Here is a 25,894-nt window from a genome sequence, read left to right as displayed (position 1 = left end):
AATTGGACTATTAAGGACTGCTAAATTATAGCAAGAAAAGAAATTCCGGTTAGTGAGAAAAGTCACTTTGGAGGACGGAAACAAACATTCTGTGGAAATCGACCGAAAACCGCCCGAATTGTGATTAAAATCACTTAATAAACACTACATATTGTATTAAAATTCATTTCATCGCCCACATATAGAAAGTGAAAACAGGAGGTGATACGGTTAATCGCAATACTATTAAAGGAGTGATTTCGGTATGCTCGCGTTTTATCCCGGTTTCATTCGTACGTTCGACGATCTCCCGGGGCGCGTATCCTTGCTGATCCATAGCTGGAACGGCTGCAACATGCGCTGCTTCGGCTGCCACAATTACGACGAGTTGATCGCGACCAAGCCGGATGCGCGTCGGCTCACCGCGACGCAGGCCGTCGAACGCATTCATGCCAATGCCGGTTTGTTTGACGCTCTGCTCGTCAGCGGAGGGGAGCTTCTAATGAACAACGCCTCCGACCTTTCCGACTTCTTCCGTCGTGTCCGCGATGCGTTCGAGGGCGTCGTTATCGTGTACACGAACGGCACCTATCCGCGAAAATTGCAAATGCTGCTGGATTGGCGACTGATCGACGGCGTACATATCGATATGAAGCTGCCCTATCATCTTCTGGATCCTGACGAGGACTCCGACGTCTATGAAACGATTATCGGAACGGTTCCATCCCGGAGCTTGTGCCGGAACATGCTGGAATCCGTGGAAGCCGTCATCCGGCACAACGGCGCGAACAGTCAAGTGCGGACCGTGCGGTATCCGCAGTTAAGCGATGAATATTTTGAGCGGATTCGCGCTTATGTGAACGGATTAAACGCCAAGCACGGCAGCCGTGTTCCTTACTTTCTCAATCCGTACCATCCGCCGCAATCGAAGCGGCCGCATCAGCACCATTAATTTGGAGGGATATCCATGTTCAACCGCACCGAAGAAATTATCGATACGTTTACTTCCCCGTCGGAAACCAAGCAAGCCGATTACTTGAAACGAGAGAACAGCAATTTCGTCTACTCCCTTCCGCTTCTACGGCACAATCTGACCAACTTTTCGGAGGAGCGCTATCTTCTGGAACGCGTGCTCCCGGCCAAGCTGACCGAGCTGTACCGGGACGGAGTCGTCTATATCCACGACAAGCAGCTCAGCCCTTATTGCCTAAGCGTATCGTGCAAAGATATTGCCGCCAAAGGCATCCCCACGCTGGCCAAAAATATGATGAGCTCCAAGCCGACTCGCAAGCTGGATACGCTGCTCCGGCATTTCAGCAACGTTGTCGTGCTCATGTCCCAGCAGGTGTCCGGAGCGGTCATGCTGTCGCAGATGACGACGATCTCCGCCTCCTACCTGTATGCGGAGGAATGCATCCACGGCCGTCGATTCACGGTGGACGAGCTGATACAGCTATTCCAGAGCTTGATCTGGGAGATGAACATGCCGCTGCGCGGCGGCTCACAGTCTGCGTTCACCAACATCACGCTCGAATTCGGCAAACCGTCCGACGAGATCAAGGACGAACTGGTCATCATAGGCGGTGCGCCGCTCGACATTCGTTATCGCGATATTCCCGCCGATTACTTCGACCGGATCAACAGCGCCGTCATCGAAGTGATGAAGCAAGGCACGGGCAACGGCATTCCGTTCACCTTCCCGCTGCTCACCGTACCGATCGACGATGAATTCGACTACGGCAACCGGCTGTTTCTGGAGCTGCTCGACGGCATGTACCGCTGGGGCGGCGTCTACTTCGAGAATTTCCGTACCGCCCCGTTTCAAGACGAGCGCTACAGACGGCTTAACCCGTTCATGAAGCCGCGCGACCCGGAGGCGAGCCGCAGTCTATGCTGCCGTCTACAGATCGACTTGAACGTGTTGTCCAGAGTCGGCAGCGGTATCTTCGGCAGCTCGACCGGCTCGACCGGCGCGGTGCAGGTGCTGAACTTGAACCTGAATCGGATGCTGCTCGAATACGGCCATAACGAAGATCTGCTGTTCTCCAAGATCGCCGAGTTTTTGAACGTTATGCAGGAAGGACATATGGCCAAGCGAAAATGGATCGAGCGGAACAAGGAGCTGTATCCGACCTTCTTTGCCTTTAATCGCGATCTGTCCAACTATTTCAACGTGTTCGGCGTTGCCGGCATGCACGAAGGCCTGATTAACTGCGGATATACGGGCGGTATGAGCAGTGAGGCCGGCAAGCGGCTGGCGCATCGGATTATGCAGTTTATTACCGAACGGATCAACGAATTTATCGTGCGGGATCGCGTAGCCTGCGGCATCGAGTACGCGCCTGGAGAGAACGCGGCGATCAAGTTGGCCCGCCACGACGTCAAGTGGGCCCGTAGCCGAAACCGAGACATCTTCGTGCAAGGTTCGGGAGATCACGTTTACTTGACGTCCGGGTGCATGCTGCCCTTTAGCGAAGATGACTTTACCCGGCAGATCGAGAATAGCGCGGAGTTTCAAGCGTATGCCACTTCGGGAAGCATTCTGCACCATTTCCTGGAAAGTAAAGTGTCTCCCGAGCGATTGGCCGATTATTTGCGGAAAATTTTCGATAAGCCGATCCAGTACATCACCTTGACCCCGACTCTGACCAGTTGCCTGGCCTGCAGCCGGCAGATCGTCGCCGACGACGGCAAAAATCTCGAGACCTGCCCCGTATGCGGCAGCGACGATCTGGCGACATATAGCAGGGTGATCGGCTATGTTAAAATGATCGCTCGCAAAAAAATCCGCGTTGACGAAGAGGGCTGCTACTCGGGGCAGTTCAACTTCTGGAGCAAGGCAAGACGCTTCGACTGGAATACGCGCAAACGGCTGAAGGAGGAAACCCTTCAGTAAGCAGCAGCAAAAACAAGGAGGCCCGACTTGCCGGCATCTTCATGCGGCGGAATCGGGCCTCTTCGCTATTCAGGAAATAGAAGGACGGTCAGGATTAGAAATTGCAAAGCGCCGACGATTTCCATGATGCCGACTTTGGCCGGCCTCATCGCTTTGCCGGCGTAGGCGAACGCTCGCACGGCCGGAAATACGAACGGAATCGTCATTAACGGGGAGCCCAACGCCAAGGGAACGATTAAAGCCAATAGATGGTAGATACGCGCATAAGCGGTCCAACGGGAGTTCTGCCGTTCTCTGAACACCGTTTTGACGAAAAAGGCGGTCCCCATGAAATAGATCAAGTTAAACGCCGTGAGCGCAGCCATTTTAGCGCCCCATTCTCCCCCTCCCGCCAAGTAAGCGGCAGCGGCGGCAAGCGAAAAGCTGACGATGGCGCATAGGTCGTTCAACAATGCTCGTTCCGTCTTCCGCTTCGAGTGCCAGACGTTTACGGCCAGCAGCGCTACCAACGGAATTCCGAAGTAGGCCAGCTGCGGACGATCGATCAGCGGCACAATTAGACATGCCAGCGCGCCCAGCGCATAACCCGCGCCCCACTTCAACATATAAGCTCTGTTAGACGCTCGCTTCACCGCTTGCAGGAGCGGATACGACGCCAAATATAGAAGCAGCCACCCAACGAAGAGCGGCGCATGAATCCACTGCGGAGCTGCGACCGCCATGCCGGTCAAGAACGGCACGCTGACCATCGCCCATCCTCCGTGTTCGTGAGGAATCACCAGTTTTTTCTTCTTTTTCATTGCCACTCCTCCGTCACCGGTCCGCAGCCTCCTGCGTATCGAGCGCAAGCAGGCTCTCGTACTGTTCCGGCGTATTCAAATTCAGAACAAACCTGGAATCGATTCCGTTGCGCCTGAATTCGGCCTCCTCCACCTTCACGCAGCGGATCGCGTCCAGAAAACCGTTGACCCGAAACTGTCCTCTGCCGAATAGATACGGAATTCGTTCGACGCAGCTTTTGTCGTAAATGCCGTGAAACGGATACATTTGTCCGTGGAAGTACGGAACCGCCGCCTCGCCGTCTCCCTCGGTCTTGACAGCCAGCAGCGTTCGGGCCGCTTGCGGAGAGATAAACGGCATATCGCAAGCTACGACCCATACGTTAGTATGACAAGCAAGCGACAATGCGGCGTGAATCCCGCCGAGCGGGCCTTTATCTGGATAGAAGTCGGTAATGATTCTGACATTGTTGTCGACAAGAGGAAGAAACGTTCTCGGTTCATTCGTGACCAGTATAATCTCCGAGCAGATTTCCTTCAGCTTTCCCAGTTGGCGATGAATCATCTTCTCTCCGCGAAACGGCAGCAGCGCCTTATGAACGCCTCCCATTCTCCGGCTTCTTCCCCCGGCCAGAATGATTCCGGAGAGGCAGGCTCGCTCGTCAATCGGCAATCGATCGGTCGTATCCAACATCGCATTCCTCCGGATTTCTATGGAATATTGCGCTTCTTCCCCGTTCTCCCATTATTGTCCTCGCCAATCGATTCCTCTATGACATAACTCACAGCCTTGCGGGCAAAAGTTCGCTATTCTGTTGAAAATCGATCTCATTAACGGATAGCTATTGATTCGATTTTCGCTAGAATTTAAACTAGAAACAATTGCCCGCCTTACGTTCGGCCGAACGCCGTCATTCGCGCCGCTTCGTTAATCCGATTCGCAAGGAGGATGTTCATGAGCAAGGATAAAGCGTCCGCATTCCTGCATCAGGTTCCGCTGTTTCACGATTTGAATCCGCAGGAAATGGCGAGAGTCGAGGAAATTACAATATCCCGTTCCATCTCGAGAAGGTCCGTCGTTTTCACCGAAGGCAGCGAGAAAGAGGCCGTCTACTTCATCCGCAACGGTCTGGTAAAGACGTTCAAGACGGACGAAAACGGCCATGAGCAGATTGTATCTTTCCTGAAGACCGGCGACATGTTCCCGCATACCGGCTTTTTCAATCAAAACCCGTATCCGGCAACGGCCGAAGCGATCGTCGACACGCAGCTGCTGGCGATTCCCGTCAAAATGTTCGAGCGGTTGATGATGAATACGCCGTCCATCGCGATCAAGCTGATGCGCGTGATGGGCGATAAGATTCGGGAGCTGCAGGAGAAGCTTCAAGTCTTGTCCGGACAGGATGTCAAACATCGCGTGCTGTCGTTCCTGCTTCAGCTTGCGGAGCATCACGGGGACATGAAGGACAACAAAATTACGATCAATCTGCCGATGACGCACCAGGAGATCGCCAACTCCATCGGAACGACGAGAGAGACGATTAACCGGCTGCTCAATCAGTTCAACAAAGACGAACTGCTCGAAGTCGATCGCAGCCGGATCGTCATTATCGATCTTGAAGCGTTAAAGCAGCAGAAGGAGATCAAGTAGCGCCAATCCTCGTGGCGCTTTTAGACTCGCCCCTGCTCGACCCTTGGAAACAGCACGTTGTTCTCCAGATGAATGTGCTCGAACAGGTCCGCCTCCAGCTCGACCAGCTTGCCGAATGCGAGCGAATAGGTTGTGCACGCTTCCGCAGGCAGCGCGTAACCGTCCGACTTCGCTCTCATTTCCTTCAGATAGTCTCCGACGACGCTGTGGTCTTGCTCCAGGTCGTCCAGCCCTTCGACCGCTTTCTGTTGCGCCTCCGCGCTCGGCTCGGCCGCATAGCGCTTCAGCAGAGGGAAAAGCGCCTCTTCTTCGGCGATCAGATGCTGATCCAGCTCGATTTTCATTTGATGGAACTGTCTATGCAATGCGGCGAGCTCGGGATGCCCTGTGCCATGAACGCGGAGCACCTTTGTCAGCAGTTCGCTGATCAACGGCAGCTCCTTCTTCAAATACCTGTGGTGGCGGGTAACGATATGATCGATTAAATCCGCGATCGGCGCCGTCTTCCAGTCCGCTTCTGCCGCTACGTTCCTCGCGGCTGCTTCCTCATAGCTTTCGTTCAAGCGGCGCAGAAGCTCGTCCAAATCCAGCTGCTGGCCGCGAGCGGCCTCCGCCAACGGGCGATCCCCGCCGCAGCAGAAATCGATTTTCGCCTCCTTGAACAGATGGCTGGCTCCCGGAAAATCGGCCACAATGTCGCCGATTTTCTCTTCTCCGTTAAATTGCTGGCTCATATCCGATCCTTCCTTTCATTTTCTATAGGTTCACCCCCAGTATAGGCATAACCGCCGCCCTGCTCTGTGACGCAGAACACACTTTAGCGGCCCGGACGGCTCAAGATGTGAGATGTATCACACTTGACGCTGTATTCCTTTGCTATACTTGCTCCAACGTATCTTGGAGGTGGCTTATGTGACTACCGCTCACCAGCAAACCGAATGCCGCTCGATCTGCAACTCTTCCTTATTTTCCGACGATAATCTGCAGAAACTGCAGCAAATTATGTACTTCCAAAATCTGAACGCGAACGTTAACGTATTCCGCGAAGGAGATTCCGCTGGGAGTCTATATTTTATTCAATCGGGCAAGGTCAAATTGACGAAGCTGTCGGAGGAAGGCAAGGAATACATTATGTCCTTGTTTCATGAAGGGGACTTTTTCGGCCAGCTCGACCCTTCCCCCAAAGCGTTCCATCAGTTCACCGCCGCAACGATCGAGAAGTGCGTCGTAGGCGTATTTCAAAAGAGCGATCTGGAAGTGCTGCTCTGGCAGCACGGCGATTTAGCGATCGAATTCGTCAATTGGATGAGCTTCATGCATCGGCTGACCCAGACGAAGTTCCGCGACCTCGTCATGCTGGGCAAGCCCGGCGCGCTCTGCTCCACCTTGATTCGCCTGTCCAACACCTACGGGCGTAAAGACGAGAAAGGCATCCATATTACTATGAAGCTGACAAATTCCGAATTGGCCGACTATATCGGCTGCGCGCGGGAAAGCGTAAACCGGATGCTCGGAGATCTGCGCAGAGCGGGCGCCATTCTCATGAACGGCGGAATGATCACCATTACGAATTTGAGTTACCTGCAAGCGATGTGCCGGTGCGAATTGTGCCCCAAGAACTTGTGCCGGATGTAAATCCAGCGGACAACGGACGGATAATCGACCAACGGGCTATCCCATAAGCAGAGCTGCTTGAGATGATCGATAGAGTAAAAAAAGGGGATGCACCTCTCCGGAGACTGCCTTATACGCACCTGAAATGACTATGCAACGGGTTTACCCATTGCCATTTCAGGTGCGTCTAGCAGCGAAGGGAGGTACATGCCCCTTTCACCTTAATGTCGATTATCTACGACGATACAGCACATAACTTCTTCTTAAATAGCCCAAGGGCAAGCTGAACACATGAACGAGCCGCGTAAACGGGAACACGAGATACAGCGCAAACGTCGTCAAAATATGAATCTTGAACCCGATCGGCACTGTCTCCATAAGCTCGGGGTTCGGCTGGAACGCCAGTACTCCCCGCAGCCACGGGTTGATCGTTGTCCGGTAATCGAAATCGCCATGGCTCATCGAGCTGGCCGCCGTCGCCGCCAGTCCGGTGAACAGAACGACGATCAGCACGATCAGCGCCACCCGGTCTCCCAGACTGCTGGTTGCACGAATGCGAGCATCGGCATATCTGCGATACAGCAATAGAAGCGATCCGGCAAACGTGACGATGCCCGCAGGCATCCCGCCGACAATCGCCGCAAGATGGTATGCCTCATCGCTGATTCCTAACCCCCGGTACACTTCAACCGGAATGAGCAAGCCGGCGATATGTCCGCAGAATACGGCCAGAACGCCGTAATGAAACAACAGGCTGCCCCATCTCAACTTGCGTTTTTCCAGCATTTCGCTTGATTTGGACGTCCAACTGAACGGGTTGGTAACGTACCTCCAGACTAATCCGGAGATACAAAGCGTCAGAACCACGTAAGGGAGCACGCCCCACAGCAGTACCTCCATCGTCTATCCTCCCTCTCTCGCCGATAATATCGATTCCTGCGCTTCATCCGAAGGCATCGCGGGAACCATTCGCAAGAGCAATTCCATCAACGCCGCATACGGGCTGGCCGCCTCCGCCAGCTTTCGCCGAATCGATTCCAGCTCCTTCGTTCTCGCTGCAAGCAGCGCCCCCGACGAATCCCAAGGAGCGGCCGAAGCAAATTCGAGCATCAGAGGAAGATAATCGGGCAGCTCGCTTCCCGCCAGCTCGAAGCCCTCCGCGGCATAACGCCGCTTCAACTCCAGCAGGGCCGGTCCGCGGTCGCGTTCCTCGCCGTGCTGCTCATAGGTTAAATACAGGTTGGACGCCTTGCCGAAATCAAACGTTCGCACATAACTGTCCTGCCACTGCATATCGTCCGTCTCCTCCGCCGCTTGCAGAAAGGCGATCAGAATTCGGCCGGCATCGGCATTGGGAAGGGCTTCCGCCTCCTCGCGGCAGAGCGGAAGCTGGTCTCGCCACGCCCGATCGGGGTATTGAAACAAATAGGATAGAATCCCGCAAGCCGTCTGGTTCGTCTCGATATCCATCCGCAGCTCCTCCTTGGTCAAAATACGCCGCACGCGCCCGGACCGCCCACGAAATCAAGCCCGCAGCTGCCCTGTTCGTTAAACAAATCGGCAACTTGCTCGCGATGCGCCGGCGGAATGACAAAACGGTCGTCGTATTTGGCGATCGCCAGCAGCCGGTACATATCCTCCACCGTCTGGGCGCTTTGCCCGATCGCCTCCAGCATCGCCGGATCGCTGACGCGCCCGGTTTGCTTGTTGCGCATATGAATCCGCATAACGGCCATTTTGCGCAGGACTTCCCGAATCAGCCTCGAATCTCCCGCGGTCAGCAGGTTGGCCAAATAGTCGACCGGGATTCTCATGCTGTCGATCGCCGGGAAAATGTCGTTCGGGTCCAGCGCACTGCCCTGCCCTTCGATCCGATTCGTAATCGGGCTGAGCGGAGGCACATACCACACCATCGGCAGCGTCCGGTATTCCGGATGCAGAGGCAGAGCGATCCGCCACTCCATCACCATTTTATAGATCGGCGAGCGCTGCGCGGCCTCGATCCAATCCTCCGGGATGCCTTCCTTGCGCGCTCCCCTGATCACTTCAGGGTCGTGCGGATCAAGAAAGATGCCCATCTGCGATTCATACAGGTCTTGCTCGTTCTCGACCGAAGCGGCGGCTTCAACCTTGTCCGCGTCATAGAACATCAGCCCAAGATACCGAATGCGACCGACGCAGGTTTCCGAGCAGATCGTCGGCAAGCCGGCCTCAATGCGCGGAAAGCAGAGCGTGCACTTCTCCGCCTTGTTCGTCTGCCAATTGAAGTACACTTTCTTGTACGGGCAGCTGGATACGCAAAACCGCCACGCCCGGCAGGCATTCTGGTCAACCAGCACGATTCCGTCCTCTTCCCGCTTGTACATCGCTCCCGATGGACAGGATGAGACGCAGGACGGGTTGATGCAATGCTCGCAAATGCGCGGCAAGTACATCATGAACACCTGTTCGAAGTCCATCTTGATCTCTTCCTCCAAGCCGCGCATGTTCGGATCCTCCATTCCGGTTACATGCGCGCCAGCCAGGTCGTCCTCCCAGTTCGGCCCCCATTCAATATTCATATAACGTCCGGTCACAGTCGATTTCGGCCGCGCTACCGGCTGGTGTTTTTTGGCCGGGCTGTTCGTCAGCTTCTCGTATTCGTACGTCCACGGCTCGTAATAGTCGTCAAGCGTCGGCTGGTCCGGGTTATGGAAAATATTCAGCAGCCTTTTGGCTCGGCCGCCCGATTTCAATTCCAGCTTGCCGTTCTTCAGCTCCCAGCCGCCTTTGTAGCGCTCCTGATCTTCCCATTGCTTCGGATAGCCGATGCCCGGCTTCGTCTCGACGTTGTTAAAGTACATGTACTCTGCACCAGGACGGTTCGTCCACGTATTTTTGCACGTTACGCTGCACGTATGGCAGCCGATGCATTTGTCCAGATTCATGACCATGCCGACCTGCGCTTTAATCTTCAAGCCAGATCACCTCCTGCAGCTTCCGAATGATGACATGCAAGTCCCGCTGATTGCCGGTTGGACCGTAGTAGTTGAAGCCGTAGCTGAGCTGCGCGTAGCCGCCGATCATATGCGTCGGCTTGACATGAATGCGGGTCGGGCTGTTGTGGGTTCCGCCCCGCGTCTGGGAAATCGGCGTGCCCGGCACGTTGATATGCCGGTCCTGGGCGTGGTACATAAACGCCATGCCGCGCGGAATCCGGTGCGAGACGACGGCGCGGGCGACGACGACGCCGTTGCGGTTGAAGCACTCGATCCAGTCGTTGTCGACCACTTCGGCCTCCGCCGCATCTTCGTGGTTCATCCATACCGTCGGACCGCCGCGGAACAGCGTCAGCATCGGCAAAGCGTCGTAATACATGCTGTGAATCGACCATTTGTTGTGCGGCGTCAAGTAATTCAGCACGATTTCCTTGCCGCCTTCGATAGGCCGTTTACTGTTCCGATTAAACGGCGTATGCTTGAGCGTCGGCTTAAACGTCGCCAGCGTCTCGCCGAATTCGCGCAGCATCTCGTGATCGATATAGAACTGCTGACGACCTGTCAGCGTGCGCCAAGGAATGAGCCGCTCCACATTGGTCGTGAACGGGGAATAGCGGCGCCCGCCCTTCTCCGAGCCGCTGAATGCGGGGGAGGTAATCACCGTCTTAGGACGGGACGTAATTTCCTCGAAGGTAAAGCATTCTTCCGCGCGTTCTTCCGCCAAATCCTTTAATTGCAGGGCTGTTTTCTTCTCCAACGACTCCCACGCCCGTACCGCCATATGACCGTTCGTCGTGGACGACAGCGTCAATATGGCCTCGGCTACGCGGCGATCGGTGCTCAGATCCGGACAGCCCTCCGCCAGCCCTTGCCTTATCGTGCCGAGCATTCCTTTCAGCTTCTCGTACTCCGGCGCGGCAGACCACGAGATGCCCTTCGTGCCAATCGGCTTGTCTCTGACCAACGGGCCAAGCGCAACCATTTTCTCGTAGACGGTCGTATAATCGCGCTGCACGACATGGAAATGCGGCATCGTGCGCCCGGGAACCGGCTCGCACTCCCCCTTGCTCCAATCCCGGATGCGACCCAGCGGTTGCGCCAGTTCGTCCGGCGAATCGTGCAGCAGCGGAGTCGCGACGATGTCGTGCTGCGGCCGATCGAATTGCTGCTTGGCCATCTCCGAGAACGTCCGGGCCAGCTCCTTGAAAATGTTCCAATCGGAGCGAGATTCCCATTGCGGATTCACCGCGGGATTAAAGGGATGAACGAATGGATGCATATCCGTGCTGCTCAGGTCGCTCTTCTCGTACCAGGTTGCCGCGGGCAGCACGACGTCCGAATACAGCGCCGTCCCGGCCATCCGGAAGTCGAGATTAACCATCAAATCCAGCTTTCCTTCGGGGGCTTGCTCGGCCCATGCGATTTCTTCCGGCCTGAAGCTGTTGGCGTCGTCGTTCAGCAGCCCGTTGGTCGTTCCGAGCAAATGCTTTAAGAAGTACTCATGGCCCTTGCCCGAACTGGAAATGAGATTCGCCCGCCACACGAACAGCACGCGCGGGAAGTTAACCGGATCGTCGGGCGCCTCGATCGAGAACTTGATATTTTTCTCTTGAAGCTGCCGCGCCACATAGGCGGAAATCTCCTCGTTCGTGACGGCTCCAGACTTGCGGGCGTCCTGATACAGCTCAAGCGAATTGCGGTCGAACTGCGGATAGGAAGGCAGCCAGCCCAATCTTGCGGCCATCACGTTATAATCGGCCACATGCGCATACCGAGCCTTGTCCGCCATCGGCGAAACCAGACTGTCTACCGACATTTCCTCATAGCGCCATTGATCCGTCGCAAAATAGAAGAACGACGTTCCGTTCTGCAATCTCGCAGGTCCTCCCCAATCCCGGGCGAACGCGATTGTCTGCCAGCCTTCCGCAGGACGCAGCTTCTCCTGTCCGACATAATGCGCCCAGCCCCCGCCGTTAACCCCTTGGCAGCCCGTCATTACGACTAGGTTAAGAATCGCCCGGTAAATAACGTCGGAATTGTACCAATGGTTAATGCCCGCTCCGACGATAATCATGGATCGGCCTTGCGTCTCGACGGCGTTGCGGGCGAATTCGCGCGCAATCTGTACGACCGCGTCCCGATCGACGCCCGTAATGCTCTCCTGCCAAGCCGGCGAGAACGGCTTGCTTTCCTCGTCCAGGTCTGCTCCTCCCGCATCCAGTCCGCGATCTACGCCGTACTTGGCATGTACCAGGTCGTAGACCGTCGTGACGATAAGCGTTTTGCCGCCGCTCACAATGCGTTTGACCGGGATCGTCCTCTCCATCAGATGGCGACCGTCATCGTCGAAATAAGGAAGCCGGATTGTCGTCGTCTCGTTATGAACGCCCAGCAGGGATAGCCGAGGATCGATCGGTCGCTGTCCGTCCGCCGTCTCCATTCGCAAATTCCATGTGCCCTCTTCGCCCCACCGAAAGCCAAGGCTGCCCTTCGGCACGGCAAGAGCTCCGCTGTTGTCGTCGTACACGACCGTTTTCCACTGCATGTTGTTGCCCTTCTCGCCCAGATCGTCGGCGACAAGGAAACGTCCGGCGGAGTATGCTCCATCCTGCTCCTCGATCAGCACCAGGTTGGGGAAATCCGTATACTGCTTCGCATATTGAATAAAGTAAGCGGTCGGATTTTCCACGTAAAATTCTTTCAGGATGACGTGGCCCATCGCCATGGCCAGAGCGCCGTCCGTGCCTTGTTTGACCGACATCCACGTGTCCGCGAATTTAACGAACTCCGCGTAGTCGGGGCTGACGGAAACGACCTTCGTCCCGCGATAGCGAACCTCGGCCAAGAAGTGGGCGTCAGGCGTTCTCGTCATCGGCAGATTGGAGCCCCATACGATGATATAGCCGGAGTTAAACCAGTCGCTGCTCTCGGGCACATCGGTTTGATCGCCCCAAATTTGCGGGGAGGCCGGCGGCAAGTCCGCATACCAATCGTAGAAGCTGAGCAGCGGAGAGCCGATTAGCGATAGAAAACGGGAGCCGGCGGCATAGCTGACCATGGACATCGCCGGAATCGGTGAGAAGCCGATAATTCTGTCGGGACCATACTGCTTAATCGTATGAATCATGGACGCGGAGATAATCTGCGTCGCCTCGTCCCAGGAGGCGCGGACGAGGCCGCCTTTGCCTCGAGCGGTTTTATACTTCTTGACGAGCTCGGGGTTGTCCGCGATGCTTGCCCAGGCTCTTACCGGGTCTCCGCCCTCCCGGCGCAGCGACTCCCGCCACAATTCCAACAGCACGCCGCGCACGTAAGGATATTTCACACGCAACGGGCTGTACAAATACCAGGAAAAGCTCGCGCCTCGCGGACAGCCGCGCGGCTCGAATTCCGGCATATCCGGGCCTGTGGACGGATAATCCGTCGCCTGGTTTTCCCAAGTGACGATGCCGTCCTTCACGTAAATTTGCCAGCTGCACGAGCCGGTACAGTTGACGCCGTGCGTCGAGCGCACGACTTTGTCATGCTGCCACCGTCGGCGATATACGTCCTCCCAATCGCGACTGGCAGGCGACACCTCGCTCCAGCCCTCGGAATGCTGCTCCCGTCTGGCAAAATATTTGAGTTTGCGGAATAACGGCGTTCTCGACTTGCCCATAGTTCTCCTCCTTGTCCGGATGCGAAGGTTCCCCTCGGATGATCCGATCGTAACTGTAGTTCAATGTACCATCGGGCGAATTCGACAAGCAGTGACGGTCGTCACCTCCCTTGAAAAAGCCAACTTCCTTTAGCCGCCGATTTGCGACATCCTCCTCGCCGTCGGGGTTCGCGACCGGCTTGCTCCGGCCAGCGCCGCAGCCATCTCGTGCGTCTCCGGCTTCGCGGCCAGCGCTCGTCGGAACAGCGCCTCGATTGCGGCGGGATCGCCGGCATGCTTGCGAACGTTGTATTCGTCCGACCAGTACAGGCACGACTTGATATTCCCGTCGGCCGTAAGCCGCAGACGGTTACAGCTTCCGCAGAAATGCTCGCTGACCGGATGGATAAGCCCGAAGGTGCCGACCGCGCCATTCAGACGGTAGCTGTTCGCCGGTCCGTTGCCGTACACGTCCCGGCAAGATGCGAAGCTCCACCCCTTCCTCCGGCAAGTGTCCAGAACGTGTTCCAACGGCAAATATCCCGTTTTCCAGCTCGGACTCTCAAACCCGATCGGCATGTATTCGATAAACCTGACGTGAATCGATTCCTCCTGGGTCATGCGCAGAAACCGCTCGACCTCGTCGTCGTTCGTCCCTTTCATCAGCACGACGTTCAGCTTGATCGGATCGAAGCCGACGCGGCGGCTCTCTTGAAGACCTGCCAGCACTTTGCGAACGTCGCCGCCCCTCGTGACGGCCGCATATCTGTCCGAGTCAAGCGAATCGAGACTGACGTTCACGCGGGTAATTCCAGCCTTCTTCAGACGTTCTGCAAATGCAGCCAAATAAATCCCGTTCGTAGACAGGGCGATATCCTCGATGCCCGGAATCGCGGACAGCATGGCTACCAGCCGGTCAAGCTCCTTTCTGACCAGCGGCTCTCCGCCTGTAAGTCTTAGCCTCTTTACGCCGAGGGGGGCAAGCGTCGCCACGACTTCGACGATCTCCTCGTAAGACATAATTCGATGTCCCGGCTCGAACTGCACCCCTTCTTCCGGCATGCAGTATACGCAGCGCAGATTGCAGCGATCCGTTACCGATATCCGCAAGTAATCGTGAACTCTGCCATACCGGTCAATCAATCGATTCTCCACTCGCTTCACTCCCCTTAGGCTTCCTAAGTATAGGCAGGAGCGCCTTCGACAGCTGTGATTCACATCACCGCCGCACGGCGATAACGCATCTGTCACAGACAATTCAGAACTGGCGAAAATCCGCCCTATTATGTGACCGCGGTCACACAGCCCTTACATCGCCTGCTCTATAATCGGGGACGTAAAGCTATTCACTCCTGAGGAGGAATGTAAAATGAGTCAATTTGCCGCTATCGTCAACGCCACGGAGTACCCGCCGCATCTGAAGCACAAAGTCATATTCGAAACGTTCGGGAATCTAGCGCCGAACGAGGCGATGCTGCTCGTGAACGATCACGATCCGATCCCTCTCCGCTATCAGTTCGAAGCGAATCATGCGGAGCGTTTTACGTGGGACTACATCGAACGCGGACCTGCGGTGTTCCAGGTCAGAATCGGGAAAATCTGATGGCTCGCGTCGATGTCCTCGATGAGAAGACGATCAAAATTACGGTCGCCTTGGAGGATGCGATCTCGATGGTTCGGGAAGCCTCCCTGCGGATTGACGACTATGCCTCCGAGATTGTGACCATCTACGAGAAAATGCCCGAGTTCCACTATACGTATTTCTGCTTCTACGCCTATGACTCGGCCCGTCTGTTCGAAGGAATGCTGGGCGTCGATCCGAAGGACTACACCTCCTTCTCCCTCGATGCGCCCGATTCTTTTTTCTATTCCTTGTACGGCGGCATGGCGGGTTTGTACGAAGAGGCTAAACGGCGGGAGACTTTAACTGTCGAGGGGTGAACGAGCATGGAACGCAAAGACGCCAAAGTTGTCGAACTGGATGTCAGGCCCCATCTTCGCAAGAAGCTGGAGCCGTTTCAACTGATCATGGATTCCGTAAAAAGTCTCGACAAGGACGACATCTTCGTCCTGCACGCCACCTTCAAGCCGACGCCGCTCTTCGGCGTGCTTAAGATGAAAGGCTTGGCGGGCAAAGCCGAACGGATCGGTCCCGAGCATTGGATTTCCACTTTCGTGAACAAGAAAAATAAAAGCTGGCTCGACGGATCAAGCGAAGGCGAGGACAACGGGGAAAATGAAGCTCAGGGAACAGGAAGCGAAGCCGTGCCGGATGGAGAGGCAAAAGTGGTTTCATTGGACAACCGCGGCTTGGAGCCGCCCCAGCCGATGATCCGCACGCTGTCCGCGCTTGACCGCTGCCGTCCGGGAGACGAGGTGCACATTCATAACGACCGCATGCCGATGTTCCTGATCGAGGAGCTGCACAGCCTAGGCTACCCCTATACCGTAGAGGAGCAGCCGGACGGATCGGCCAAAGTCAAAATACAAAAAGCGTAAGGAGGCGAGAACGATGTCCCGTCTCCCCTTTCTTTTTATCGTAACCGGAATTGCCGGATTCGTGCTATTCCATGCGCTCTCGCTGTTTTCGCTGTCCGGTTGGCTGGGCGAGGAGCTGCGCGGTCCGAGCGGTTGGTTTCACATCCATCTGTTCGTGCTCGGCTGGGCGACTATGCTGGCTATGGGCGCGGTTTATCAGTTGATTAACGTCATTCTGCAGTCCTCGTTGTACAGCGAACGCTTAGGTTATGTTCATTACGCGCTGTTCACCGTCGGCTTGTCGGGTCTGCTCATCGGCTTCATTCGGGGCGAAATCTATTGGATCGCCGCCTTCGCTTCGCTCGCGTTCTGCGGAATCGCCGTGTTCGCATGGAATATCGGCGCGACACTGGTTCGCGCGTCGAGATGGAACGCAATTACGCTCAGCGCGGCCAGCTCGGTCGTATTCCTGCTGCTGACCGGTGTAACCGGGATGGCGATGGGACTGAACTTCGCAACCGGCATTTGGGCCAACTATCACGACAATCTGTTCGGCGCCCACATCTGGCTCGGGACGGTCGGATGGTTCGGCCTTCTCATTACCGGCTTCAGCTACAAAATGCTGCCGATGTTCTATCTTGCGCACGACTACCCGACTAGGCTGCAAACCGCCGTGCTCGCGCTGTGGAACGCCTCCGTTGTCGCCGGAGCGTTGGCTTTTTGGGCCGATTGGGGCGAATGGGTAATTCAGACGGCTCTCCTCCTGCTGGCGGTTGCGGTCGTTCTCTACAACGTTCATCTGCTGCAAATTAAAAAGAAACGGCATAAGCGCACTCCCGGCTCAGGGATCAAATGGACGGTATCCGCGAGCCAAGCCTTTGCCTGCGCGGCCATTGCCGCTTTTGTTTATGCAGTTATCTATCCGCAGCAGGCGCTTCAAGGCCCCGCCATTGCCGTGGCAGGCTGGGCTTACTTGGGCGGCTGGGTATCGTTCACCATTCTCGGCTATGCCTCCAAAATCGTTCCTTTCCTGTGGTGGACGTACAAATACGGCAAGCGGGCCGGCAAGCCAGGCACTCCGGTCATGGCTGACCTGCTGAGCGAGCAGAAAACAAACGTTGGGCTCGCCTTCATTGCCGCCTTCAGTCTCGTCCTTCTGGGGGGCCTTGCGGCGCAGTCGTCCGCATTGATCGGGATTGCCGGAACGGCATTGTCCGTACTGTCTATCGCCTATATTTCGTTGATCTCGCTCGTATTTTCCCGCTAACCTATGAAACGAGGTGGATTGCAATGGCACACAGCGAAGAGCAGCTTCGTGAGCTGCTAAAGGAAGTTTACGACCCTGAATTGGGCGTCAACATCGTCGATCTCGGACTCATCTATGAAGTTCGCGAAGAACCGGATCGCATCTACGTCCGAATGACGCTGACAACGCCCGGCTGTCCGTTGCACGATACGATCGCCGGCGGCGTCAGATGGGCGCTTGCGGAACGGACCGGCCGAGAGAACGTCGACATCGACATCGTCTGGGAGCCGAAATGGTCTCCTCGCATGATGACGACGGAAGCGAAAGAAATGCTCGGATTTTTCTGAGCCATAGCAAAAGCAGATCCAATGGGGCTGTCCCGGACAGCCCCATTTATCGTTGCGCTCGTCGGGGGAACGCGATAATGATATCCTCGTTCGAGCAATAAGAGGCATAGTCTCCTCCAACACCCGTGTGAGCGGTCAGATCCCGGCGGCTTGCCGGTTCGAGCCGATGTCGCTGAACATTCCCGCATAGTTTTTCACTTCGTCGGCATCGTTCTTGATCGCCGTAACGCTTAGCCACTCCAGATAAATCTCCCCGTTTTTGCGCCGATTCCAAATCTCTCCTTGCCAATATCCCTTTTCCTTCAAGGAACGCCACATTTCATCGTAGAAGCTCTTATCCTGCTTTCCGGATTTTAGAAGGTTCGCCTTGCGGCCGATCGCTTCTTCCGGCGTGTAGCCGGTAATCGCGGTAAAAGCGGGATTAACCGAAGTAATAACGCCGTTCGTGTCCGTAATCAAAATCGCTTCGATCGTATTTTCCAGAATGCGGGCGGACAGTGCGAGCTTGTCCTGGAAGAACATCCAGTTGACAAGCACGAAGCTGGCCAGCCCAATTTGGGCAAGCGCCATAAAGCCGATCGAGTACTGTCCAGTTAAGCTGTAGATAGCGGTAAGCAGCAACGGCGGGAAAAAGCCGCCCAAGCCACCCATCGCCGAAATCATGCCGTTGGCAATCCCCGCTTGCTTGGTGAAGTAGAGCGGAACGAGCTTAAAGATCGTTCCGTTGCCCGTTCCCGCGCACAGCGCCACGGTGAGGCAGCCGACGGTATAGAGCGCGATGGAGGGCGAGAACGATAGCAAGATCGCCGATACGGTTAATCCCAAAAATACGAGCATCAATATTTTGAACGGATTGTAACGATCTCCGAGCCAGCCACCAATCGGTCTCATCGCTGTGGCCAACGCGATAAAACCGGCCGTGCGCAAACCCGCGTCCACTTTATCCAGATCGAAGTGGCTTACCAGGAAGTTCGGCAAATATACGGTAAACGCAACGAAAGAGCCGAACGTCAGAAAGTAGAACAGACAAAGAAACCATAGCTTCTCGTTCCGGGATACCGCTTTGATCTGCTCCATAATCGGCGTGTGGACTGGCGTTTCCTTGCGATCGCCGAGCAAGAAATTACATCCGGCGAGCACGACCAGCACTGCGCTGTAAAGCATGACTGTTTTCGACCAGCCGATCGAGCTGGCCAGCGCCGGCGCGCCGAAAGCGGAGATGGCCGTGCCCAGGTTCCCGATCCCGTAAATACCGTTGACGAAGCCATGCCGCTCCTTCGGATAATACTTCGGCAGAGACGTGACGCCGACGGAGAATACGGCTCCTCCGATTCCTAGGAATACGCCTCCTACAATCAAATCGGCGAAGGAGTCCGCCTGGCTAACCCAGAAAACGGGCGCAAGCAGCAACAAGAAACTGATCATAAACAGCTTTCTCGCCCCATGGCGGTTCGTCCAATATCCGTACGGAATACGCATAAGCGAACCGACCAGAACCGGAATTGCCGTCACCCAAGCGAGTTGAGAAGAGGTCAGCTGGATGTCTTCTTTGATGTAAGGCATCAAGGAGGACAAGATTACCCATACCATAAATCCTAATACCAGGCTTACCGTTTGCAGCGGCAATTGAACCTTTTTTACGTCTTGCATTCGCGCAACCCCTCCTATATGCCTACCTGATCGAATTTGTAATTCAATGTACCATCGATAGGAAGCGGCGCACTGTGATTCGGGTCACCTGGCTGTTTGCGTTCCGCTTTACGGCCCGGATCGTTCATAAAACGGACAAAAAAACGACCGGCTCGCCGCAAGCGGACAAAGCTAGTCGTTTCTGGATCTGGCGAAGATAAGCAAAAGAAAGGAAACGGCGATCATGGACAACGTCCACAACCATGCCATCGTCGCATTGCCTGCATCGACGGCCAGATAGATCGCGGTAGGCGTCGTCTGAGTTCTGCCGGGGATGTTGCCGGCGATCATCAACGTAGCTCCGAATTCGCCGAACCCTCTGGCAAACCCGAGCACGTATGCCGTTACGAAAGAACGGTAGGCTAGCGGAAGCGTAATGTAAGCAAACACTTGGCGCTCGTTCGCTCCGCTTGAACGCGCCGCCTCCTCCAAACCTTTGTCGACGGACAAGAATCCCGTTTTCATCGTCTGGTAGACGAGGGGGAAAGCGACGACGACCGAAGCGATTACCGCCGCCCACCAGGAGAAGACGATCGGAGCGGCAAACAGCCACTCCGCAAAGCGCCCGATCCAGCTTTTTCTCCCCAAGCCGACGAGAAGCAGAAAGCCGACGACAGTCGGCGGCAAGACGAGCGGCAGCATGAACGCCGTCTCAAGCAGCGTCTTCCCGGCGAAGGAACGCCGGGTCATCCACCTTGCCGCCCCAACGCCCAACGCCATCGCCGCGATGCTGGACAAGAGCGCGACCCGCAGCGACAGCGCAATGGGCGACCAGAACGTCTGCCAGTCCACCTCTCCGATCATTTCGCCGCCGGCACGGAGAATCCGTATTTAATGAAAATGTCCAGAGCGGCCTGCGATTGCAAATAATCGTACAAGACGCCGGCTTGCTCGGCATTCTTCGTCGCTTTGACGATTCCGATCGGATAAACGACCGGCGAGTATGTCTGCGGATCAACCGCGAATGCGATGCCAACCTTGTCCGAGGTGAGCGCGTCCGTCTTGTAGACAAAGCCCGCTTCCGCGTTGCCGGTCTCTACATATTGCAGAACTTGGCGAACGTCCTTCGCCTGCACCAGCTTCGGCTGCAGCGCGTCCCACTGCTGCGCGTTCGTCAGCGCCTCTTGCGCGTATTTGCCGGCCGGCACGCTCTCTGGAATGCCGATCGCGACTTTCTTGATCTCCTCTTTGGCAAGCTCCGCTATGCCCGTAATGCCGGCTTTGCCGTCCGTCGACGCAACGACCACCAGCTCGTTGTTCAATAAATTCGTCTGATGAGCCTCGTCAATGAGCTGCTTGTCCGCCAGCGCCGTCATGTTCTTAACAGCCGCGGAGAGAAACAGGTCCGACGGAGCTCCCTGCTCGATCTGCTGCTGCAGCGTTCCCGATGCGCCAAAGTTGAATACGAGCTTAATATCCGGATGCGCCTTCTCGAATAGTGGCTGGATTTCGTTCAGCGCGTCGGTTAAGCTCGCGGCCGCCGATACGGTCAGTTCGGTTTGCTTCGCCGAAGACGATTGCGAATTGGAGCCGCATGCGGCAACCAGAATGGATACGGCGACTGCCAACAACAAAACCATACTTTTTCTAGCAAATCTGTACATACCCTTTCCCCCATAACTATATTTGGTTATAAATAGACATAATTGATGATTATACGCTTGCCCAAATAGATTGTAAATCAGGTTAATTTGTCTCGATTTAGGTGATTGCCCCCTTCGATTAGGAGCCTGTGATCGGCAAGCTCCCCAAGTTGGATAAACCATCTCTTCACGCCATGCGCATATTGTCGGCCTGAACTCTATTTTTAATCATTTATCTGAAAATAGAAGTGATCCCCCTCACTATAACCATGTCAATTATATTAATTTATATCTAAATATAATCGATCGATCTACTTATCGGAGCACACACCTTGGAGAGCTTCCCAAAGGCGGATTACACAATGAGTCGTGTAACGCCCCTCGAATTTGCCCTTTCTTACGGTCTCCCAGACCGTTACGCAGGCGGATTCGGGCGTTTGCCTCTCTCTTACGGTCTCCCAGACCGTTACGCAGGTGGATTCGGGCGTTTGCCTGCTTCTTACGGTCTCCCAGACCGTTACGCAGGTGGATTCGGGCGTTTGCCTCTCTCTTACGGTCTCCCAGACCGTTACGCAAGCGGATTCGGGCGTTTGCCTCTCTCTTACGGTCTCCCAGACCGTTACGCAGGCGGATTCGGGCGTTTGCCTCTCTCTTACGGTCTCCCAGACCGTTACGCAGGCGGATTCGGGCGTTTGCCTGCTTCTTACGGTCTCCCAGACCTCTACGCAGGTGGATTCGTGCGTTTGCCTGCCTTTTACGGTCTCACAGACCGTTGTGAGTAAAATTCAAACTGGGCTGGTATCCGTCTGATATCCGTCAAATTAGTCCGTTGCAAATTAAAAATCCCTTGTCGGCTGCTAGGCCGATAAGGGACTTGAGTCCATATATTGCCGACCTTGGACCGATCAGCTTCTGTTCAGAATGCCCAAATATGCGACCCACGGTCCGACATCCTGCCGATAACGTTCGGCCAAAACGCGCACGATCTGCGCGATGTGCGTCAGATCGTGCACAGCCCATGTCGCCACCAACTCTCTCGCCTTGACCGCACCGAAGGCGGGATGCGCGCCGACTGACTCCAGCAGCTCCTCCGAATCGATCAGCGTTCTCAGCTTGGCCGTATTTTGCAGCCGGATCGCCTTGAATTCGCTCAGCTTCGACTCGATCGAATCGGTTGAAGCCGCGCATAAATGAGAATAGCGGTCGAAAGGCGGAAAAGGTTGACTCTCCCCTTCCCGAAGAAGCCATTCCAGCCGGAGAATCCAGTTTGTCCTTTCTCCTTCAATGAGATGTCCGACGACCTCGGAAGCGTTCCATGTTCCTTCTCCTTCATTACAGACCAACCAGTCATTCGACAAGCCGATCAGCAGCGATTCCAGCGTCGCCGGCGTTCGCTCCAAAATTTCGAGAGCCTGTTCCAGCTTGAAATTCATAATGACGCTCCTTCACTTAGGAATTCGGGATTTCGTCCAGCCGGGAGAACAAGATGTAGTCGAGAGCAACCGGACTGCCCGCCTGCCGCCTCAGCGCGGCGTTGATCTGACCGCGATGGTACTGTCCGTGCAGTGCGACGTGGATCAGAATATCGCGAATCGAAGAGCGGAATTTGACGCCGCTTTGGTTCGCGTACTCGAATGTACAATCCAGATCGGATTCGGCCAATCCGTCAATATAGCGTTTGTAGCGCTGCTCGTTGTCCCGGGCAAGCTGCTCCAGCGAAGCGATGTCGCTCTCCTCCCATAACGCCAGATGAGCGCTGCTTCCCCCCTCCAATCGTGTCGCCCATACCAGCTCGGCAATTAAAATATGACGAAACAGCCTGCCAATTTCCCCACTCTCGTTCGGCAGCTCCCGAAGGCCCTTCAGTAACTCTTTATTGGCCCAGTATAAGTGATCCATCATCCGGCGAATCGTTTGCATTGCTCATTCCCCCGATTATTTTCGAGTATTGTCATCCGCCATGCCATGCCTCAACTCGAGGGGCAGGACGTATCGCAAAACTTCGAGCAACCCGTTTTCTCCGCTTAAGTCCACCGGGCTGCCCACAGCTTCATTTCGTGGCAAATAACATGCAGATCTTGCCCTTTCGGAGTAAGCGTATATTCCACCGTTACCGGGACGGTCGGATATACGATTCTTTCGAGCACGCCCTTTTCCTCCAGGTGACGCAGCGTACTGGTCAAGGCGCGAGGGCTGACGGTAGGAATTTTACGCTGCAGCTCTCCAAAGCGCAGAGTGCCGCAGAACAGCTCGCGGATGACGAGAAACGCCCACTTTCCGCCGAGCACGTCCAGCGTTTTTTCGATATTGCACTCGATATGTACCGGGTTTTTCGGAATATAGCTGCTTGCCTTTTTAACCGTATTCATAAATGAGGTCCCCCTATGCCTGTAACTATACTCAAGTATAGTTGCTAATCTGGATATAATTAAGTGAAAAAGATTTCACTTCTTCAAATTGTATACGAACTTTTATAGAATGAGAAGGTGACAACAACAATCCAAGGAGGCTGTTAAAATGAAATATCGCAGATTAGGCGGCAGCGGACTTAAAGTCAGCGAAATCAGCTTGGGAAGCTGGCTTACATATGGCGGTTACGTGGAACGGGAAAATGCGGTGCAATCGATCAAGACAGCATACGATCTTGGCATCAACTTCTTCGATACGGCCAACGTATACGAAAGAGGCGCGGCGGAAGAACTGGTAGGAAAAGCGCTGAAGGAGTATCCGCGCGAATCGTACGTGCTGGCGACCAAAGCTTTCTGGCCGATGGGCGAAGGTCCGAACGATCGCGGCTTGTCCCGCAAACATGTCGTCGAGCAGGCTAACGCCAGCTTGAAGCGTCTGGGTCACGACTACGTGGACATTTTCTATTGCCACCGCCACGATCCGGAGACACCGCTGTACGAAACGCTGCGCGCGATTGACGATCTCGTTCGTCAGGGCAAAGTGCTATACGTTGGCGTCAGCGAATGGCAAGCTTCCCAGATCGCGGAAGCGCTCGGCGTAGCCGACCGTTACCTGCTCGATCGCATCGTCGTCAACCAGCCGGTGTACAACATGTTCGAGCGCTACATCGAGAAGGAAGTCGTTCCGCTCAGCGAGCGCTCCGGCATCGGCCAAGTCGTCTTCTCCCCGCTTGCTCAAGGCTTGCTGACCGGCAAGTACACGTCCGCATCGGACATCCCTCAGGACAGCCGCGCCGCGAAGCTCGATTGGGTGCGCAAAGGCATTACAGAGGAGAAAATCGCCAAGGTTAAGCAGTTGGAAGGCATTGCGAAGGAGCTGGACGTTTCCGTGGGCAATCTCGCTCTTGCTTGGATTTTGCGGCTGAACAACGTGGCGAGCGCGCTCGTCGGCGCCAGCCGTCCGGAGCAGGTGACGGAGAACGCTAAAGCGTCCGGCATCGAGCTTAGCGATGACGTTCTGAGCCGCATCGAAGAAATTTTGAAATAGACGGTTGCAAAGCAAAAAAAACTACGACTGACCAATCGGCATACATTGGTCTTCTCGGGTAACGGTTCGCTGCGTATTGGCATACCGGGCAGCAGGAGAGGTCTATTCGAGTGGTGTTTCATTCTTCCTTCGAGTTCATGTATGCGAATTGGTCAGCTGTAGAAAAAAGACGCAAGTTTGTCGGGGGCAGCCCCCTTCAAGCTTGCGTCTTTGCATTCAGCCCTTACCAAATGTATCGATTTAGGAAGGCGTTGCGGAATTTGCCCTCAGGGTCGAAACGCGCAAGCAGTTCCCGAAATTGAGGCAGCATGCGATAGTGAGCCTGCACCTGAGACGGCTCCATCGTGAACAGCTTGGCCCAGTGTGGACGAGCCTTAAACGGCTCAAGCTTGCTTTCGATCAGCGGCAGCACCTGACGCACCGCCTCCCAATCCCGCTTCCACGTAAAATGAATGCCCGCCGAGCGCTGCATATAGCACGGACTCATCCACAGCTCGTCCGCCGCGATCGTACGAACCTCGGACACGAAGAGCAGCGGAGCAATCCGCTTCCTCAAGTCCGCCAACGCGGCTATCGCCTCGTATACTTGCTCGCGCGGGACGAAGTACTCGCTTTGCAGCTCCTCCCCCGCGCTTGGCGTAAATTCCATTTTGAAATGCGCCAGCCGCTCGTGCCACGGTCCCGGAACGCCCATCTGCTCGCTGCAATTGTGAGCCGGATGTCCGGGCACCGGATGAAGCGGACTCGTCGCCAGCTTCGCGCCGTACAGCTCGGGTTCGATCGAAACCGCCGCCGCGCCGTCCATCAGCTTGCGCTTCACCCAAACTTGATTGATCGCCGCATCCTGCCAGTTGGTGAACAGACTGACGCTGTACCCGGAGGCGTAGATCGCATCGACATGCGGCTCCAACTTCGCTAGAGGCAGATTTTCGTAGACGACCTGGCTGACCTCGAAGGCGGGAACGAGGTCCAGCGTCAGCTTCGTCACTACCCCCAAGCCGCCAAGCCCGACGACCGCGCCCTCGAAGCTGCCGTCCGGATCACCGCGCCTCAGGTTAACCGTCTCCCCGTTCGCGGCGACAAGCTCCATCTCTCTCACTGCCGCCGAGAGACTGGCATTGCCGTCCCCCGAGCCGTGAGTCGCCGTCGCACAGGCGCCCGCCACGCTAATATGCGGCAGCGAGGCCAGATTGTGCAGCGCATAGCCGTTATCGTGCAAATAGCTGCACAACTCGCCGTAACGAATGCCCGCTTCGACTGTAACCGTACTATTTTCCCGGTCCAGACCGACGATCCGATTCAGCTTTGCAAGCGACAGATGACTGCCTTCGGTATCGGCAATGCCGTTAAACGAATGACGCGTGCCGATCACCTTGACATTGTCGCTGCGGGCGACCAACTCCTGGATTTGTTCGACGTTGTCGGGAACATAGAGCTCCGAAGCGCCATAAGTGTAATTTCCGGCCCAGTTCCGTTCATTGGCCATGCTTTCACGCTCCCTATCCGACTTAGGACGCTCTCCCCGCCATACAGGGAGGCACTGCCGCCAACATTAGTATAT

General features: G+C 55.5%; 26 protein-coding genes. 11 read left to right on the top strand and 15 right to left on the bottom strand.

Going from position 1 to position 25,894, the window contains the following annotated elements; translation table 11 throughout:
- Window positions 1-244: 244 nt before the first annotated feature.
- Both J4772_RS12010 and nrdD read left to right on the top strand, forming a co-directional pair.
- Window positions 245-931, top strand: a complete 687-nt coding sequence (locus tag J4772_RS12010; RefSeq protein ID WP_116061067.1) for a 4Fe-4S cluster-binding domain-containing protein — start codon at window positions 245-247, stop codon at window positions 929-931.
- Window positions 932-946: 15 nt separating this feature from the next.
- Window positions 947-2,875: an anaerobic ribonucleoside-triphosphate reductase gene (gene nrdD / locus J4772_RS12005; protein WP_209075388.1), complete on the top strand. Its 1,929-nt coding sequence runs from the start codon at window positions 947-949 to the stop codon at window positions 2,873-2,875.
- Window positions 2,876-2,940: 65 nt separating this feature from the next.
- Here the strand turns inward: nrdD and J4772_RS12000 are convergent, their stop codons facing one another.
- Together J4772_RS12000 and J4772_RS11995 are read right to left on the bottom strand one after the other, a co-directional pair.
- Complete coding sequence (locus J4772_RS12000; RefSeq protein ID WP_209075387.1) at window positions 2,941-3,675, bottom strand: YwiC-like family protein; 735 nt, start codon at window positions 3,673-3,675, stop codon at window positions 2,941-2,943.
- Between the two features lie 13 nt (window positions 3,676-3,688).
- Window positions 3,689-4,348: a molybdenum cofactor guanylyltransferase gene (locus J4772_RS11995; protein ID WP_209075386.1), complete on the bottom strand. Its 660-nt coding sequence runs from the start codon at window positions 4,346-4,348 to the stop codon at window positions 3,689-3,691.
- Window positions 4,349-4,609: 261 nt separating this feature from the next.
- Here J4772_RS11995 and J4772_RS11990 point away from each other — a divergent pair, with 261 nt between their 5' ends.
- Window positions 4,610-5,305 carry a Crp/Fnr family transcriptional regulator gene (locus tag J4772_RS11990; protein ID WP_209075385.1) on the top strand — a complete coding sequence of 232 codons (696 nt, stop codon included), beginning with the start codon at window positions 4,610-4,612 and terminating at the stop codon, window positions 5,303-5,305.
- A 20-nt stretch (window positions 5,306-5,325) separates the two neighbouring features.
- Here J4772_RS11990 and ric read toward each other — a convergent pair whose 3' ends face one another.
- On the bottom strand, window positions 5,326-6,039 hold the full coding sequence (ric, locus tag J4772_RS11985) for an iron-sulfur cluster repair di-iron protein (protein ID WP_209075384.1): 714 nt from the start codon (window positions 6,037-6,039) through the stop codon (window positions 5,326-5,328).
- Window positions 6,040-6,217: 178 nt separating this feature from the next.
- Here ric and J4772_RS11980 point away from each other — a divergent pair, with 178 nt between their 5' ends.
- Window positions 6,218-6,940, top strand: a complete 723-nt coding sequence (locus J4772_RS11980; protein WP_247741075.1) for a Crp/Fnr family transcriptional regulator — start codon at window positions 6,218-6,220, stop codon at window positions 6,938-6,940.
- A 210-nt stretch (window positions 6,941-7,150) separates the two neighbouring features.
- Here the strand turns inward: J4772_RS11980 and narI are convergent, their stop codons facing one another.
- The 5 genes from narI to moaA all read right to left on the bottom strand — a co-directional run bounded on the left by narI (window position 7,151) and on the right by moaA (window position 14,689).
- A complete protein-coding gene (narI, locus tag J4772_RS11975) occupies window positions 7,151-7,819 on the bottom strand; it encodes a respiratory nitrate reductase subunit gamma (RefSeq protein ID WP_209075383.1) in 669 nt (222 codons plus the stop codon).
- A 3-nt stretch (window positions 7,820-7,822) separates the two neighbouring features.
- Window positions 7,823-8,389 carry a nitrate reductase molybdenum cofactor assembly chaperone gene (gene narJ, locus J4772_RS11970; RefSeq protein WP_209075382.1) on the bottom strand — a complete coding sequence of 189 codons (567 nt, stop codon included), beginning with the start codon at window positions 8,387-8,389 and terminating at the stop codon, window positions 7,823-7,825.
- Window positions 8,390-8,406: 17 nt separating this feature from the next.
- A complete protein-coding gene (gene narH, locus J4772_RS11965; RefSeq protein ID WP_209075381.1) occupies window positions 8,407-9,876 on the bottom strand; it encodes a nitrate reductase subunit beta in 1,470 nt (489 codons plus the stop codon).
- Window positions 9,866-13,555, bottom strand: coding sequence for a nitrate reductase subunit alpha (locus J4772_RS11960; RefSeq protein ID WP_209075380.1), 3,690 nt, complete (start codon window positions 13,553-13,555; stop codon window positions 9,866-9,868). Before J4772_RS11960 ends, narH begins: the two co-directional genes overlap by 11 nt.
- 129 nt (window positions 13,556-13,684) lie before the next feature.
- Window positions 13,685-14,689 carry a GTP 3',8-cyclase MoaA gene (gene moaA / locus J4772_RS11955; protein WP_209075379.1) on the bottom strand — a complete coding sequence of 335 codons (1,005 nt, stop codon included), beginning with the start codon at window positions 14,687-14,689 and terminating at the stop codon, window positions 13,685-13,687.
- A gap of 214 nt (window positions 14,690-14,903) precedes the next feature.
- On the opposite strand from moaA, the gene J4772_RS11950 reads away from it, so the two are divergent.
- From J4772_RS11950 to J4772_RS11930, 5 genes are read left to right on the top strand one after another with little or no spacing between them, the layout of a single operon-like run.
- Window positions 14,904-15,137, top strand: coding sequence for a DUF2249 domain-containing protein (locus tag J4772_RS11950; protein WP_116061056.1), 234 nt, complete (start codon window positions 14,904-14,906; stop codon window positions 15,135-15,137).
- Window positions 15,137-15,475, top strand: coding sequence for a hypothetical protein (locus J4772_RS11945; RefSeq protein ID WP_209075378.1), 339 nt, complete (start codon window positions 15,137-15,139; stop codon window positions 15,473-15,475). Before J4772_RS11950 ends, J4772_RS11945 begins: the two co-directional genes overlap by 1 nt.
- A 6-nt stretch (window positions 15,476-15,481) precedes the next feature.
- Window positions 15,482-16,033 carry a DUF2249 domain-containing protein gene (locus tag J4772_RS11940; RefSeq protein WP_209075377.1) on the top strand — a complete coding sequence of 184 codons (552 nt, stop codon included), beginning with the start codon at window positions 15,482-15,484 and terminating at the stop codon, window positions 16,031-16,033.
- Window positions 16,034-16,046: 13 nt separating this feature from the next.
- Entirely contained in the window at window positions 16,047-17,279 is a 1,233-nt protein-coding gene (locus tag J4772_RS11935; protein WP_209075376.1) for a heme-copper oxidase family protein, read from the top strand.
- Window positions 17,280-17,302: 23 nt separating this feature from the next.
- On the top strand, window positions 17,303-17,605 hold the full coding sequence (locus J4772_RS11930; RefSeq protein WP_209075375.1) for a metal-sulfur cluster assembly factor: 303 nt from the start codon (window positions 17,303-17,305) through the stop codon (window positions 17,603-17,605).
- 135 nt (window positions 17,606-17,740) lie between these two features.
- Here the strand turns inward: J4772_RS11930 and J4772_RS11925 are convergent, their stop codons facing one another.
- From J4772_RS11925 to modA, 3 genes are all read right to left on the bottom strand, one after another.
- Window positions 17,741-19,255 (bottom strand): nitrate/nitrite transporter, encoded by a 1,515-nt coding sequence (locus tag J4772_RS11925; protein WP_209075374.1) that lies wholly within the window; start codon window positions 19,253-19,255, stop codon window positions 17,741-17,743.
- A 171-nt stretch (window positions 19,256-19,426) separates the two neighbouring features.
- Window positions 19,427-20,098, bottom strand: coding sequence for a molybdate ABC transporter permease subunit (gene modB / locus J4772_RS11920; protein ID WP_116061049.1), 672 nt, complete (start codon window positions 20,096-20,098; stop codon window positions 19,427-19,429).
- The gene (modA, locus tag J4772_RS11915; protein WP_209075373.1) at window positions 20,095-20,898 is read right to left on the bottom strand and encodes a molybdate ABC transporter substrate-binding protein; all 804 of its coding nucleotides are present in this window, start codon (window positions 20,896-20,898) and stop codon (window positions 20,095-20,097) included. Before modA ends, modB begins: the two co-directional genes overlap by 4 nt.
- A gap of 366 nt (window positions 20,899-21,264) precedes the next feature.
- Between modA and J4772_RS11910 the strand changes: the two genes are divergently transcribed.
- Complete coding sequence (locus J4772_RS11910; RefSeq protein ID WP_209075372.1) at window positions 21,265-21,687, top strand: hypothetical protein; 423 nt, start codon at window positions 21,265-21,267, stop codon at window positions 21,685-21,687.
- Between the two features lie 95 nt (window positions 21,688-21,782).
- On the opposite strand, the gene J4772_RS11905 is transcribed toward J4772_RS11910, so the two are convergent.
- The 3 genes from J4772_RS11905 to J4772_RS11895 form a co-directional block, all read right to left on the bottom strand.
- Complete coding sequence (locus J4772_RS11905; protein ID WP_209075371.1) at window positions 21,783-22,310, bottom strand: DinB family protein; 528 nt, start codon at window positions 22,308-22,310, stop codon at window positions 21,783-21,785.
- A 16-nt stretch (window positions 22,311-22,326) separates the two neighbouring features.
- Window positions 22,327-22,797 (bottom strand): DinB family protein, encoded by a 471-nt coding sequence (locus J4772_RS11900; RefSeq protein ID WP_209075370.1) that lies wholly within the window; start codon window positions 22,795-22,797, stop codon window positions 22,327-22,329.
- 104 nt (window positions 22,798-22,901) lie between these two features.
- A complete protein-coding gene (locus J4772_RS11895; RefSeq protein WP_116061045.1) occupies window positions 22,902-23,246 on the bottom strand; it encodes a winged helix-turn-helix transcriptional regulator in 345 nt (114 codons plus the stop codon).
- A gap of 148 nt (window positions 23,247-23,394) precedes the next feature.
- Here J4772_RS11895 and J4772_RS11890 point away from each other — a divergent pair, with 148 nt between their 5' ends.
- Window positions 23,395-24,333 carry an aldo/keto reductase family protein gene (locus tag J4772_RS11890; protein ID WP_209075369.1) on the top strand — a complete coding sequence of 313 codons (939 nt, stop codon included), beginning with the start codon at window positions 23,395-23,397 and terminating at the stop codon, window positions 24,331-24,333.
- Window positions 24,334-24,556: 223 nt separating this feature from the next.
- On the opposite strand, the gene J4772_RS11885 is transcribed toward J4772_RS11890, so the two are convergent.
- Window positions 24,557-25,819 (bottom strand): FAD-binding protein, encoded by a 1,263-nt coding sequence (locus J4772_RS11885; RefSeq protein WP_209075368.1) that lies wholly within the window; start codon window positions 25,817-25,819, stop codon window positions 24,557-24,559.
- Window positions 25,820-25,894 lie beyond the last annotated feature (75 nt).

Origin of the sequence: Cohnella sp. LGH (assembly GCF_017671885.1) — a bacterium.
In the GTDB taxonomy this organism is placed as follows: Bacteria; Bacillota; Bacilli; order Paenibacillales; family Paenibacillaceae; genus Cohnella; species Cohnella phaseoli.
This window is presented reverse-complemented; position numbering and strand designations above follow the sequence as displayed.